Consider the following 14,163-nt stretch of genomic DNA (forward strand, 5'->3'; position numbering starts at 1 on the left):
TTTAGAAGGGCTTATTCAGCAGTGAACTCTTTGTAAGCTGCTTCATCCATGAAGTCAGAAGTATCTACTTCATCTTCAGCTTCAATAACAGCAATCCATGCATCTGCTGGTGATTCATTCATGAATTCAGGCTCATCATCTAAGCGTTCATTCACTTCGGCAATCTTACCATCTACTGGAGAATAAACTTCAGAAGTTGATTTAACAGATTCCACGGATGAGAAGTCTTCTTCTGCTTCAACTTCGTCGTCTACATCAGGAAGTTCAACGTAAACAATTTCTCCTAATTGTTCAACCGCATAGTCAGTCAAGCCGATACGAACTTTTTTGCCGTCAACTTCGATCCATTCGTGTTCTTCAGTATAAAATTTAGCCATTTTCCTTGCCTCTTTCTATAAAATATTTATCACTGATTAAGTGACACTTACATTGTATAATAAATTTTTAATGAACTCAATAAAACGCTTTAATTAGCGACGTAACCAGTCTTTCTTGCAGACAAGAGCAGGGACTTGTTTCTTACGCACTTGGATAAGGACTTCGTCTCCAAATTCAGTTGCTCCCTTGTCGACAATCATATAGCCGATAGCCTTGCCGAAAGTAGGTGACTTGGTACCTGAAGTAACAAAGCCAATTTCGTCGCCATCTTTGTTGTAGACAGTATATCCTTCACGGGCGATCCCTTTACCTGTTAATTCAAAGCCGCGTGATTGACGTTTTTGTTCGCCTTCTTTTTGGGCTTTTAGATAGTCTTGGCCGATGAAGGGAACATCTTTATCTACTTTAACGGCGAAGCCAATACCGCCTTCAAGAGGGTTGATATCTTCTGTTAGGTCTTGGCCATACAAGCACATGCCGCCTTCTAAGCGAAGAGTATCCCGGGCACCGAGGCCGCATTCTTGAATACCATATTCTTCACCGGCTTCAAGTAAGGCCTTCCAGAGGTCAGCTGTGTCTTCCCATTTGAGGTAAAGTTCAAAACCGTCTTCCCCTGTATAACCTGTCCGTGAAATCATGACATGGTCAATACCAGCGACTGTTTGATCATCTAAGAAGTGGAAAGCTTTGATGCTGTCAAGATCGGCATCGGTTAATTTTGCTAAAACATCTTGGGCTTTTGGACCTTGGATTGGAATTAAACCAACTTGATCTGAAATATCAGTGATTTCAACTTGACCGTCATTGTGTTCATTTAACCAAGCTAAGATTTTTTCCTTATTGGCACCGTTAGGGGTGACCATGAATTCATCTTCAGCCTTACGGTAGTTAATGAGGTCATCTAGGGTGCCTCCATCTTCCTTAACCACAGCTGTATATTGGGCTTGGTTTACCGCACACTTGCTGATATCATTGGTGATCAGGGAATTGAGGAAGTTTTCTGCTTCTTCCCCCTTGACGATGATTTCTCCCATGTGTGAGGTTTCAAATAAGCCAACCTTATTCCGTACGGCGTGGTGTTCATCGATTTGGGAGGTAAATTGGATAGGCAAAGCCCAGCCCCCAAAATCGGTGAGGTTTAACCCTTTTTCCACATAATAATCGAAGAGTGGACTATGTTTAAGTCCTTCTAAATTAACGCTCACTATACGTTTCCCTCCTTAAATTTATTAACCAATTAATAGTTACAAGCTAATACTATCATAAAATAAAACGCTTTCAAAGCTTTTTGTCCTGAGAGATGAGAAAGTAATTAATAGCAAATGTGAGAAAAGGCTGAGGCTATAAGCTTTTCCCTTTCAAATTTATTTGAAAAAAAGAAATGAAAATGCTCCAGTCATTCTTGGAAAAGAAGTTTGACTGGAGCATTTTCATTGTTTCGATCTGTAGCTGCCTATTTATAATCGACATTAGGATTATATTCGTTAGCTGCATTCCAGAAAAGGTATTCATTGACCCCGTGTTCGGCAAGGGCGTCGATTTGGTCTTGGTAGGCTTGGGCGTCGTATTCTTTATAATTGCCTGAACCTAGATAGGAAGCGGTAAAGGCTTGGAGCCATGGACGGACAATTGGTTTATCTTGGACGGCTTCCAATTGGTCCAATTCTGCTTGGGTATAGATGTCAACGACCTTATAAGGTTCTAAGTCAGGAGCAGCTAGACCGAAGTCACCGTTGTTCCAGTGGCTTGGATAAATCATAGCCGAGATCGCATCGACCTGTTCGGCAATATCGTGGTAGTTTTGACCGATACCTGGAGCACTCCCAGTGGTTGTTACATAGCCAAAGATATCAGCTGATACATTGACGCCATAAGGTTGGAGGGCATCGTGGGCATAGGCTAGGAAGTCTGTGATGGCCTTTTGCCGGGCTTCGATACTGTCCTTGCCATATTCCGCATAGTCCCCCATATCGTATTCTAATGAGGTGCCGAATGTTTCAAAGCCTTCAGGGAAGCGAACATAGTCAAATTGGATGTCCTTGAAACCAGCTTTGGCTGCGGCCTGAGCGACATCCACAATGTAGTCCCAGGTCTCTTTATTGTATGGGTTCAGGAAGGTTTGCCCGCTGGCGTCCTTCCAAATCTCACCGTTAGATCGTTTGAAACTCCATTCAGGGTGTTCTTCAGCTGCAAAGGTGTCCTTGAAGGTGGTGATCCGAGCAATTGGATAGATTTGCTTCTCTTCAAAAATTTTCATCATTTCTTTGACATCGAAGGTTTGGTCAAGGAATTTACCAATCAAAGGATTATCGGATTCCAGAGGGGTTGTGATTGAGCCCCAGTCTGATTTGACATCAATAACGACGGAATTTAAACCGCTATTGTCGATTAAGTTAATATTGTCTTGGAGGAGCTGGGGCGTCCCCATGCCAGTTGCTGACAGGTAGATCCCTTTAACTCCTTCTTTAGGATAGGCAATGTCGACGCCACTATCCACATAGAAACGGGAGGGGAGGGTAGCAGGACGACCAATCAGCTTTTGGTCATAAATTTCTAGATCAGTTGTGCTGACCTCTGCCTTCTGATAGTCGGTGTTGCCAGCAGAGGAGAAGACATTACGGAAGAAAAAGATCCCTAAGAGGGCGACGACAACCAGTCCTAAAAGACCAGCTGTGATGATCTTCCAGGTGGTGGTTTTGCTTTTTCTAACTTGTTTTTTCTTATTTTGTGGGCCTCTATTTGCCATTGTCGGCCTCCTTTCTTTGCTCGCTTAATTGGTTGAGGGCTTCTAAGGCATCTTCGCTAGCCTTTAGCTTGTCTTGGGCCTGGCTGTGGAATTGATTAATTTCCTTCATTCCGCCCTGGAAGGTCTCAAAGTTGGCGTCTTCAGATTTTAGCGACTGGTAATAGTCTGTCTCCTTATCGAGCATCTGGCGGTAGCTATCGAGATAGGCGGATAGGTTATCAATGACAGTCTGGGCAGGTTCGGCCACATCGGTATGGGCATAGGCCGCCTCATCAGATGAATTCTTGCCTTCTTCTAGAGCCTGCATGCTTTGACTAAAGTCATCAAAGGCTGCTTTCAATTGCTCATAGTTTTTCTCCCGGTAGGCTAGGTTTTGCTGGGTCTCACTTCCACGCTGGCTTAGCGTTTTTAGACTTTCATCAGCTGCAATATCATGGTCGAAGGCTTCTTGCAACTTGTCTTCGCCTACTTGGAGATGGTTAAGCGAGCTAGTCATTTCACCTGCTGAATCGTATAGTTTTTCAACGCTTGCTTCTGGGCTGTTAGAACAGGCTCCTAATAATAGGAGGCTAGAAGCTGCTAGCACCCATTTCAATCGTTTCTTCAAAATCTTCACCTCATTAAAATTTTATAAAAATGCATATCAGTTATTAAGTATATAAGAAATTCCAGTCATTTAAAAGTGAAAAGTGTATTCTGCTAGCTTTCTCCTGTCCGATAGTCAAAAATCCGTCTTAGGACGGTAGAAGCGGCTAGAAAAGATCCTTATAATTAAGTCAAAATATGCAAAGGAGTTAAAATTATGGGAAAACAGTCAGCCAATCAAAAACGTTTGTGGCGTCTGGCCTATGCGGCAGCTTTGGCGGGCCTCGGTTATGCCTACCATGCCCTGAGTCAAGGGCGGAGTGTACGTAGTAAAATGCTGCATGATGGCCATAAGCTTGCCCAGCTTAAAGATTATTGGCAGGATGGCGACCAAATTAAAGAAGAGCTCATCCGAGAGGCTAAGGACTTAGGGGATGGCCTGCTATGTTCAGACCAAGCGGCGCGTTATAATATGGATCTGAAGCAGACTTCGGCTGGGGCTTATTATGAAATGATTAGTCCAGCTAGGCAAAAGGGCCCTGCTCTTATCTATTGGCACGGTGGAAAGCGGGTCCAGGCTGTTTCTGATCGGGAGTGGTATTTCTTAAAGCAGCTGGTTGATCGCTTGCAGGTGCCCTGCTATATTCCGATCATCCAGCCTTTGACACTATGCGCATTGGACGAAGAGGTAGACCGCTTGACGGCTCTCATCCAGGACATCTTAGTGAGCGAAGACTTGCCCTCTTTCAACTTTCTTGCTAGCGATTCAGGAGCCCTTTTCGCGCTAGCTCTGGCTCCACGCTTTAAAGAGCCATTGGAGCGCCAGGTTCTCTTATCGCCTTGGCTAGCGGCCCCCAGTGAGAGTCCAGAAGAAAGTCTAGAGGACCAGGTGATCAAATCCCTCTTCGATACACAAGCAGCGAGTCGTCTCCTTGACCAGACCGATTTCAGCCAAGTCGCGCCAACGCGTTTTATTGTCGGTACAGCGGATAGTGAGCAAGCTAGCAGTCTGAAGACCTACCAGCGTTTACGGGCTAAAGCTGTGCCAAGTCAGTTCTACCGTTTTGACTTGATGGCGGCCGATTTCTATCTTTATCCCATGCCTGAACAGGAGGAAGTCATGGAATTGCTAGAAGAGAGTTTGTAAGAGTCGTTATATGGCTCAAAATTCGTTATACTAGTAGAGAGATTGATGAAGGAGTGATTGCGGATGATTTTTCCATTTTTTGACCGAACGATTATTCTTGTCCTGATTGGGATGGGGATTGCTGCTTTAGCCAGCGCTAATGTGAATCGAACTTTTCGTAAGTACAGTAAGTATCAAAATGAACGGGGCTTTACAGGACGTGAAGTTGCTGAGTATATTCTCCAAGAGTCAGGGATCCAGGATGTCCAAGTCGAAGGGGTGGCTGGAGAGCTGACGGACCACTATGATCCGAGAGGCAAGGTGCTTCGCCTGTCAGAACCGGTCTATAACCAAAGCTCGGTGACGGCTATCGGGGTTGCCGCCCATGAATGTGGCCATGCTGTCCAGGACGCCAAGGATTATGGCTTCATGCGTTTTAGGGAGCGCTTAGTCCCAGTGGTTAATTTTGGTTCGAGCGCTTCCTTTCCCATCCTGATGTTAGGTGTCCTATTTGGGATGAATGGCTTTTTGATTAAATTAGGGATAGCGCTCTTTGCTTTGACCCTGGTCTTCCACCTGGTGACCCTACCCGTTGAGTTCAATGCCTCTAACCGGGCCTTGACTATCTTAGAGGAGGGACAGATTCTGTCGTCAGCTGAGTTACCTTATGTGAAGAAGACCCTTCGTGCCGCAGCTTATACCTATGTGGCTGCGACCCTGGCCAGTGCCCTCTCCCTCTTACGGGTGGTTCTCTTATTTGGAGGCAACCGCGACAATTAGGTATGTTTACTCTTAGAAATAAGCCTTAAGACGGAAGCCATCAGGGGGTGAATTTGCTATAGTAAGTTAAAAAGGAGGTTCTAGAGTGGAAACAGCTGATATTAAAGACCAGGCTAAAGCGATTATGCAGGCGGACTGGCCGCGGTATGTCATGATTACCATCGCCTATATGCTCTTGACAACTTTTTTAAGTTCAGCCCCTGCTATTTTTTGGCCCTTTGGTTTAATTTTTTCATTTTTCTTATACTTGCTGGTTCAAGCATCTTCCGTCGTCTACCGGCAGATTTTTTTAAATGATTGGCGAAATGAGGAGATTAAGCTAGGACAGACCCTTTTGAATCCCTTGATTCAGAATTTTTGGCGGTACGGGATGACCAAGATCTTACAGTATATGTATATCTTTTTCTGGTCTTGCTTACTGGTCTTGCCTGGAATTTACAAGGCCCTCTCTTATAGTATGGTGACCTTTGTTCTGACGGACCAGGATGATCTCGCTTATAATGATGCGATTCGGGAGAGTGAGCGGCTGATGCAAGGGCATAAGTGGGCCTATCTATGCCTGAATTTGCGCTTTTTAGGCTGGGATGTGGCTAATCTTCTCTGTGCGGGTTTGCTGACGGTTTATGTGCTGCCTTATCGTAGCTTGGCACAGAGCCAATTCTATTTGACTTTAGTTGAAGCTAAGGGACGGACCGGGCAAGCAGATCGTGTGCAATTTGCTAAGGCGGCTGATCCAGATTCAGGTCCTAGCTTTCGATCAAGAGCTAACAAGGTGCACGAAGAGGACTGGGACGATTTTTAAAAACTAAAAGAGTACAATGAAAAGCCATCAACACTGGGGAACAGTCCCTTTTGTTGATGGCTTTTTATTAGTTTTAAAATTTCTGAGCTCTAATAGGCTTGGAAGTAGTGGTCTAATTCCCACTGCGAAACTTGCATGGCATATTCGTTACATTCCAAGCGTTTGCTAGAAATAAAGTTCTCGGTAATGTGCTGGCCAAGTGAAGCCTTAACCACGTCATCGATTTCCAGTTCGTCAAGGGCATAGTCGAGGGTCATCGGTAGTTGCTCGATACCTGCTTCAGCTAGTTCGCTCTCGGTCATGCTGTAGATGTTACGGTCGGTTGGAGCGTCAGGTTGGAGTTCGCGGTCAATTCCATCCAGGCCTGCACCAATTAAGCTGGCCATGATTAAGTAAGGGTTGGCTGAGGGGTCAACTGACCGTAATTCAATCCGGGTAGAATTTCCGCGAGCGGATGGGATGCGGACTAGGGGGGAGCGATTCTGTTGGGACCAAGCAATGTAGACAGGCGCTTCATATCCAGGAACCAAGCGTTTATAGGAGTTAACGATAGGGTTGCCTACCGCCGTAATAGCTTTGGCATGGTCGAGGATACCGGCCATGAATTGGTAAGCCGTCTCTGAAAGACCGAGCTCATTGTTAGCATCATAGAAGGCATTGCCCTGGTCGTTGAAAAGAGACATGTTGCAGTGCATACCTGACCCCGCGATGTTAGCAACAGGTTTAGGCATAAAAGTAGCGTGCATATTGTGTTTGCGAGCGATACTCTTAACGATTAGCTTGAACATTTGGATCCGGTCACAGGCTGTTACCACGCTGTCATACATGAAATCAATTTCGTGTTGGCCGATCGCTCCTTCATGGTGGGAGGCTTCTACTTCAAAGCCCATTTCTTCAAGGGTTAGAACAATATCGCGCCGGCAATTCTCGCCAAGATCGACGGGAGCTAGGTCGAAGTAGCCACCGTGGTCGTTGACCTGGGTAATCGGTAGGCCGTTTTCATCACGCTTAAAGAGGAAAAACTCGGCTTCTGGGCCCAGGTTGAAGTCGGTAAAGCCCTTAGTATTCATCTTAGCTACCATGCGTTTTAAGTTGCCACGTGGATCACCGGGGAAGGGGCTGCCATCGGGGAGGAAGATGTCGCAGATTAAGATGCCGATGTGCTTGCCCGATTCGGTGGTCCAAGGAAAGATCATCCAGGTATCTAGGTCAGGAATCAGATACATGTCGGACTCCTCGATACGGACAAACCCCTCAATGGAAGACCCATCGAACATCATCTTGTTACTCAAGACCTTCTCTAACTGGCTGATTGGGACTTCAACGTTTTTTAAGACGCCGTTGACATCGGAGAAGGCGAGGCGGAGGAAGTGCACATCTTTTGCTTCGGCTTCTTCACGGATTTGATCAGCTGTAATCTTTGCCATAAAAATACTCCTATCTCTTGTTTGTTCCTTTTTACCACTAACAATGAATTCATTATGAAACATAAGACAAAAGAATGCAATAAATAAATCACATATTTTGTCATAAAATGTAACATCATAAAAGCTATGAGTGCCAAATTTCTTTGATTGAGACGCTGGATGAAGTTATAAAGGGCTTTAGCGTGATATAAGCTTACAGATCTTTTGAGTTGTAAGAAAGCGCTTTTATGGTAAAATGTGTGTAAGTTGATTATAAGAGAGGGGTTCATTTTTATGGATTTAAATACTTATATTGCTGATGTGGCTTCATCTAAGTCTGCGCCTGGAGGTGGCTCTGTCATTCCCTTGACGGGGGCTTTAGGAACAGCTTTGGGATGTATGGTCCTCGAAATTACAAAAGAAAAGGTAAAAGAAGCGGATCTTGACCGGATAGATCATATTTTGAGTCAAGGTCATGCCTACATTGACCAGTTGAAGGACTTGAGCCAAAAAGATGCTGAAGTTTCTGGTAAAATGTTTGCCCAATATGCCTTGCCCCGGGAGACAGAAGAGGAGAAAGCAAGGCGGACAGCTGCCATCCAAGAAGCGCTGCTGGGAGCAACTGAAGTTCCCTTGCAAGTGATGGAAACTAGTCTCAAAGCCATGCGCTTGCTTGAGGAAATTGCGGAAATCGGTCGGAAATCAGTCCTAGCTGACGTCGAGGTTGGAGTTCAGCACCTCTATACAGCCTTGCAGTGTGCCAAATACAATGTCCTTGAGAATGTCAAATTGATTAAGGATGAAGAAAAAGCCCAGGCCTACCAAGACCGGGCAGACCAGGCCCTCCAGGGGTCAGAAGAAGTTAAAACCGCTGTTCTAGCAGCTGTCGATGATCGTCGCAAGTAATCCTGCGATGACCTGCTGAGCAGGCTAGCCATAAAGAGAGTGTGACAAAAATCGATCAGGCCTGAACCACTTCACGAACTATGAGAAAACGTTTACTAACGATTTCTCATAGTTCGTGAAGTGGATGTCAGGCCTGACTTTTGGAGCAGTTTTTTGAAAAAGTGTTCGCTATTTAAAAAGAGGCTGGAACTTTTGTCCCAGCCTCTTAATGCTACTTGTTAATAGCTTCTAAAATAATGGTCGAGTTCCCACTGGGAGATCTGTAAGGCATACTCATTGCATTCCAAAAGCTTGCTAGAGATGAAGTTTTCCGTAATATGCTGACCAAGCGCTTCTTGGATTTTACTATCCTGTTCGAACTCATCCAGGGCATGGTCGAGCGAATTTGGTAATTGTTCAATGCCCGCTTGGCGCAGTTCATTTTCTGTCATGCTGTAGATGTTGCGGTCAGTCGCCTTAGCCGGTTGGAGTTCTTTTTCAATGCCTTCCAGGCCAGCGCCAATCAAGGCCGCCATAATAAGATAAGGATTAGCAGAGGGGTCTACTGACCGCAGCTCAATCCGGGTCGAGTTCCCACGGGCAGAGGGAATCCGAATGAGGGGTGAGCGGTTTTGGGCTGACCAAGCGATATAGACAGGCGCTTCATAGCCGGGCACGAGACGCTTGTAAGAGTTAACCAGGGGATTACCGATGGCGGTTAGAGCCTTGGCATGTTTGAGAATGCCGGCCATGAATTGGTAGGCAGTCGTTGAAAGACCAGTCGCGCTGTCGGCTTCATAGAAGGCATTGCCTTCTGCGGTGAAGAGGGACATGTTGCAGTGCATGCCAGAGCCTGCGATATTGGCAACGGGTTTAGGCATGAAGGTGGCATGGAGATTGTGTTTGCGGGCGATACTCTTAACGATCAACTTAAACATTTGGATGCGGTCACAGGCCGTTACCACGTCATCGTATTTGAAGTCGATCTCATGTTGGCCGATCGCACATTCATGGTGGGAGGCTTCCACTTCAAAGCCTAACTTTTCAAGGGTTAAGACGATGTCGCGCCGGCAGTTTTCTCCCAGGTCGACGGGGGCTAAGTCGAAGTAGCCAGCGTGGTCGTTAACTTGAGTTGTTGGTTGGCCGTTCTCGTCGCGCTTGAAAAGGAAGAATTCCGCTTCGGGGCCAAGGTTGAAGGCGGTAAAGCCTTTAGCATTCATCTTGGCTACCATGCGCTTCAAGTTACCGCGGGGGTCTCCAGGGAAGGGGTCGCCATTAGGTAAGAAAATATCACAAATTAAGATGGCGATGCGCTTGCCTTCGTCTGCAGTCCAAGGGAAAATCATCCAGGTATCGAGATCAGGGACTAGGTACATATCGGATTCTTCAATGCGGACAAAACCTTCAATAGAAGAGCCATCGAACATCATTTTATTGTCGAGCACCTTATCGAGCTGACTGATTGGGACTTCAACGTTTTTTAGGATGCCGTTGACATCAGAGAAGGCTAGGCGTAAGAAGTGGACATCTTTATCGACAACCTCTTGGCGAATGAATTTAGCGGTTATTTGATTAGCCATATGTGGTTCCTCTTTCTAATTCCGAGTCATTTGATGTTTTTATTATGACTTAAGGCAAAGATAAAAACAAAAAAATCTTCACGCAAGATGTTATGTTATATAACTTATATAATAGCGCTTACATTGCTTTTTAATTAAGCCTTCATTCAAAAAGAGCAAAAATATGTAAAGAAAATCGTCATTTTAATCCAAAATGACGATAATACCTAAAACTTATGTCAATAAATCTAACTCATGTGCCGTTTGGAAAAGGATCGAAGACCGGCCAGAAGTTTTTCTAATTTAGTCTGGCTGGCAGCGAAGGAGATGCGGATAAAACCCTCCCCGGCTGATCCGAAACTGGAACCAGGAATGACGGCCAAGCCCTCTTCAGCAATGAGCCGGGTGACGAATTCCCAGGATGTGAAAGGAAATTCAGAGACATCAGCAAAGGCATAGAAGGCGCCCTGGGTGTCGGCGCAATGGATGCCCTTGATTTGGTTGAGTTGGGGGATCAAATACTGCCGTCTCTGATCATAGGCCTGGCGCATGTCTTCAGTGGCAGCTTGGCCTTCCTCGAGGGCGACCTGACAAGCATCTTGGATAAATTGAGGAACCGCAAAGCCGATGCCTTCCTTGAATTCAGCCATCACCTGGGCCATTGCGGGATCGGGGCAGAGGGCAAAACCGCAGCGGTAGCCCGTCATGGAGAAAGACTTAGAGAAACTATCAACGACGATGGTTTGGTCTGCGTTGGGCAAGTCAGGATTGGCGAAACTGCTATGGGCGGCTTGAGGATAGGTAAGGGTGTGGTAAACTTCATCAGCTAGGATGAAAAGGTCGTGGTCGAGGGCGACTTGACTGATGGCTTGAACCTTGTCTGCATCGATGACTGTGCCCAAGGGATTATTCGGGGTGTTTACAATAATAAGTTTCGTCCGCTCGGTGATCGCCGCTTCCAAAGCTTCGATTTGAGGCTGGAAGTGATAGCGGGCTTCTAAGGGGACGAGGACCGCCTTAGCCCGCATGGCTTCCACTTGGCCCAGGTAATTGGGATAGTGGGGAGTGAAGATAATAACTTCATCTCCAGGATTGAGAGTCGCCATGATGGTCAGTAGGCAGGCCTCTGTTGCACCAAAGGAGACCACAACTTGCTCGGCCTGGTAGTGGCTGTGGTAGTGATGGTTATAGTAATTGGCGATAGCTTCCTGGAGGCCGGGCTCGCCGATATTGGGGCCATAGTAGGTACGGTTGGCGTCAATTTGTTCCTTAGCAGTTTCTTTAACCAAGTGGGGGGAAGGAAAATCTGGCTCGCCCATGGTGAAATAGTCAACATCTGGGAATTGTTGAGCATAGCGAGCCAGCTTCCGAATCGTTGATGCGGGGTAATTTTGTGCAAGATATGATAGGTCCATGGAATCCTCCTTTTTCTTCAAGCTTACTACAGGGCCCGGCTTTTGACAAAGGCTTTTAAAGCAGGAGCTAAAATATTTTTATTTGGTTTGACTTTTCCGACTTGGTCGCTTATACTAGGCCCACATAGATAAAATATCGAATTGCAGTAGCCTTGACAGACGCGATAGTAGAGAGCTAGTGGTTGGTGAAAATTAGCCCGTCGTCAAGTGTGAATTACGGTTCTTCAGTCTAAGATATTAGGGTCATGTCCTTTAACACATGTCGAGTGGCTAGTGTTCTAGCAAACTGGGTGGTAACACGGCAAGGTCGTCCCTAGGCTTCACAAGGAGTGAGGCTTAGGGACTTTTTTATTAGTCTGGGATCTTAGACGGAGCTAATCGATGAATATTGCCTGCATATTAATTAATTTAAGGAGGTTTATCATGAATATTATTGATGAATTGGAATGGCGGGGAGCCATTAACCAGCAGACGGATGAAGAGGGCTTGAGAGATTATGTTGAAAACCATAAGATCAGTCTCTATTGTGGAGTCGATCCAACGGGGGACTCTTTGCATATTGGCCACTTAATTCCTTTTATTATGCTGAAACGTTTCCAACTTGCTGGGCACCGGCCAGTGATTTTGATTGGTGGGGCGACCGGGACAATTGGGGATCCTTCAGGTAAGTCTGAAGAACGTCAGCTCCAATCTCTTGACAAAGTAAATGAAAATGCGCGTAAGTTGAGCGAACAGATGAAGAAGCTCTTCCTCAAGGATCCAGATGCTGATTTCCGCATGGTCAATAACTATGATTGGACCAAGGACATTAGCTTGCTTGACTTCTTGCGGACGGCCGGCAAGCGCTTCAATGTCAATACCATGTTGGCTAAGGATATCGTTGCTTCCCGCCTAGAAGTTGGGATTTCCTTTACTGAGTTTGCCTACCAAATCCTCCAATCTATGGACTTCCTCCACCTCTACCAAGAAGAGGACGTTCGCCTGCAAATTGGTGGGGCCGACCAATGGGGGAATATTACCTCAGGCTTGGACTACATCCGCAAGGTGGAAGGACCGGAAGCCCAAGCCTTTGGACTAACCATTCCTTTAATGCTGAAAGCTGACGGCACCAAATTCGGCAAGACTGCTGGTGGGGCTGTTTGGTTAGATCCTGAGAAAACTTCGCCATATGAATTCTACCAATTCTGGGTCAACCAACAAGATGCTGACGTCATTAAATACCTCAAATACTTCACTTTCTTGTCTCAAGAAGAGATTGCTGACTATGCAGAAAAAGTTGCTAATGAACCTGAAAAGCGTGAAGCTCAGAAGGCCTTAGCAGAGGAAATGACTCGCTTCGTCCACGGCGAAGAAGGCCTACAAGATGCTTTAGCCATTACTGACGCCTTATTCAAAGGCGATATCAAACAGCTGACTGCCCAACAAATCGAGCAAGGCTTTGGCAAGATGCCAGGTAAAACCATGCCTAAGGAAACTGCTAACCTAGCCGTTTGGTTGGTGGATGCGGAAGTTGAGAAATCTCGCCGCCAATCCCGTGAAGATATTCAAAACGGTGCGATTTATATTAACGGTGAACGGGTTCAAGATTTGGATTATGAAATTTCTGAAGCCGATGCCATTGAAGGTCGCTATATTGTCGTGCGCCGGGGCAAGAAGAAATATTTCTTGATTACATTGGCCGACTAGTCATTCAAATATCTAAGAGAAAAGTTTCCAGTTATGCCACTATGCTTATGACTGGGAACTTTTATTATAGGCAAAGTATTCTTTACAAGACTTTTACAGGAATTTAATATGCTTGTGTTAAACTGAATATGGTTCAGGGTGGAATACTTAAGAATTGAGGATTTCATCCATGAAGAAAATAATTAGTGTTGTTTTTGTTGCGTTGATTATCTTTTTCTGCCAAGGCCAGACTGTTCATGCGGGACAGCTTCCGGCAAAGGCGGTGGGCCAGGATCTTGAACTCTGTCCTCGGTCTTGTTGTCAGCTAGCGGATCCGATCAATTTGGAGAATGATCTGAGCCGAGATTTACCGGCTTCCGAGCTCGGAGCGGAAATTATTGCTTCAGCTGAGGCCTATTTAGGCGTCCCCTATGTTTGGGGTGGGGCGACACCGGCAGGCTTTGATTGTTCTGGCTTGGTCCACCAGGTTTACTTGGAGAACGGTCTCCAGATTGGCCGGACGACTTATGCCCAGGAATTAATTGGCCCGCACGAAGCAGTTGAAGCGGCGAGACCTGGAGGCCTTTATTTTTGGGAGGGAGCCGGTGGGGCTTACCATGTAGCGATTGCTTTGGGGGATGGGGCTTATATCCATGCCCCTCAGCCTGGTCAGACGGTGACTTACGGCCATGTGGACCACTTCCGTCCCTCCTTTGTGATCAACCTATAGTGGCTTGCCTGGTTTAGAGGTTAGGGATTTTCCCTAGCCTTTTTCTGCCTCCCCTTTTGAAATCATTGTTTACTTTGAATCCGGGT

Annotated in this window: 13 protein-coding genes; 6 read left to right on the forward strand and 7 right to left on the reverse strand. The window is 46.0% G+C overall.

Annotation, left to right across the window (positions count from 1 at the left end; all coding sequences use genetic code 11):
- Positions 1–11 precede the first annotated feature (11 nt).
- From gcvH to QP339_RS03975, 4 genes are all read right to left on the reverse strand, one after another.
- A complete protein-coding gene (gene gcvH, locus QP339_RS03960) occupies positions 12–377 on the reverse strand; it encodes a glycine cleavage system protein GcvH (protein ID WP_284910517.1) in 366 nt (121 codons plus the stop codon).
- A 93-nt stretch (positions 378–470) separates the two neighbouring features.
- Complete coding sequence (gcvT, locus tag QP339_RS03965) at positions 471–1,583, reverse strand: glycine cleavage system aminomethyltransferase GcvT (RefSeq protein WP_284910518.1); 1,113 nt, start codon at positions 1,581–1,583, stop codon at positions 471–473.
- Positions 1,584–1,831: 248 nt separating this feature from the next.
- Positions 1,832–3,124, reverse strand: coding sequence for a putative glycoside hydrolase (locus tag QP339_RS03970; protein WP_284910519.1), 1,293 nt, complete (start codon positions 3,122–3,124; stop codon positions 1,832–1,834).
- The gene (locus tag QP339_RS03975; RefSeq protein WP_070618671.1) at positions 3,114–3,731 is read right to left on the reverse strand and encodes a YkyA family protein; all 618 of its coding nucleotides are present in this window, start codon (positions 3,729–3,731) and stop codon (positions 3,114–3,116) included. Before QP339_RS03975 ends, QP339_RS03970 begins: the two co-directional genes overlap by 11 nt.
- A 195-nt stretch (positions 3,732–3,926) precedes the next feature.
- On the opposite strand from QP339_RS03975, the gene QP339_RS03980 reads away from it, so the two are divergent.
- From QP339_RS03980 to QP339_RS03990, 3 genes are all read left to right on the forward strand, one after another.
- On the forward strand, positions 3,927–4,856 hold the full coding sequence (locus QP339_RS03980; RefSeq protein WP_284910520.1) for an alpha/beta hydrolase family protein: 930 nt from the start codon (positions 3,927–3,929) through the stop codon (positions 4,854–4,856).
- Positions 4,857–4,919: 63 nt separating this feature from the next.
- Positions 4,920–5,615 carry a zinc metallopeptidase gene (locus QP339_RS03985; protein WP_070618665.1) on the forward strand — a complete coding sequence of 232 codons (696 nt, stop codon included), beginning with the start codon at positions 4,920–4,922 and terminating at the stop codon, positions 5,613–5,615.
- A gap of 85 nt (positions 5,616–5,700) precedes the next feature.
- Entirely contained in the window at positions 5,701–6,417 is a 717-nt protein-coding gene (locus QP339_RS03990) for a DUF975 family protein (RefSeq protein WP_284910521.1), read from the forward strand.
- A gap of 89 nt (positions 6,418–6,506) precedes the next feature.
- Here QP339_RS03990 and glnA (QP339_RS03995) read toward each other — a convergent pair whose 3' ends face one another.
- On the reverse strand, positions 6,507–7,850 hold the full coding sequence (glnA, locus tag QP339_RS03995; RefSeq protein WP_210382799.1) for a type I glutamate--ammonia ligase: 1,344 nt from the start codon (positions 7,848–7,850) through the stop codon (positions 6,507–6,509).
- Positions 7,851–8,117: 267 nt separating this feature from the next.
- On the opposite strand from glnA (QP339_RS03995), the gene QP339_RS04000 reads away from it, so the two are divergent.
- Positions 8,118–8,729 carry a cyclodeaminase/cyclohydrolase family protein gene (locus QP339_RS04000; RefSeq protein WP_284910522.1) on the forward strand — a complete coding sequence of 204 codons (612 nt, stop codon included), beginning with the start codon at positions 8,118–8,120 and terminating at the stop codon, positions 8,727–8,729.
- A 218-nt stretch (positions 8,730–8,947) separates the two neighbouring features.
- Here QP339_RS04000 and glnA (QP339_RS04005) read toward each other — a convergent pair whose 3' ends face one another.
- Positions 8,948–10,288: a type I glutamate--ammonia ligase gene (gene glnA, locus QP339_RS04005; RefSeq protein WP_284910523.1), complete on the reverse strand. Its 1,341-nt coding sequence runs from the start codon at positions 10,286–10,288 to the stop codon at positions 8,948–8,950.
- A 227-nt stretch (positions 10,289–10,515) separates the two neighbouring features.
- Complete coding sequence (locus QP339_RS04010; protein WP_284910524.1) at positions 10,516–11,682, reverse strand: pyridoxal phosphate-dependent aminotransferase; 1,167 nt, start codon at positions 11,680–11,682, stop codon at positions 10,516–10,518.
- A gap of 423 nt (positions 11,683–12,105) precedes the next feature.
- Here QP339_RS04010 and tyrS point away from each other — a divergent pair, with 423 nt between their 5' ends.
- The gene (tyrS, locus tag QP339_RS04015) at positions 12,106–13,368 is read left to right on the forward strand and encodes a tyrosine--tRNA ligase (protein ID WP_284910525.1); all 1,263 of its coding nucleotides are present in this window, start codon (positions 12,106–12,108) and stop codon (positions 13,366–13,368) included.
- Positions 13,369–13,537: 169 nt separating this feature from the next.
- The gene (locus QP339_RS04020; RefSeq protein WP_284910526.1) at positions 13,538–14,077 is read left to right on the forward strand and encodes a C40 family peptidase; all 540 of its coding nucleotides are present in this window, start codon (positions 13,538–13,540) and stop codon (positions 14,075–14,077) included.
- Positions 14,078–14,163: the final 86 nt, after the last annotated feature.

Origin of the sequence: Aerococcus sp. UMB7834, assembly GCF_030215145.1 — a bacterium.
GTDB lineage: Bacteria > Bacillota > Bacilli > Lactobacillales > Aerococcaceae > Aerococcus.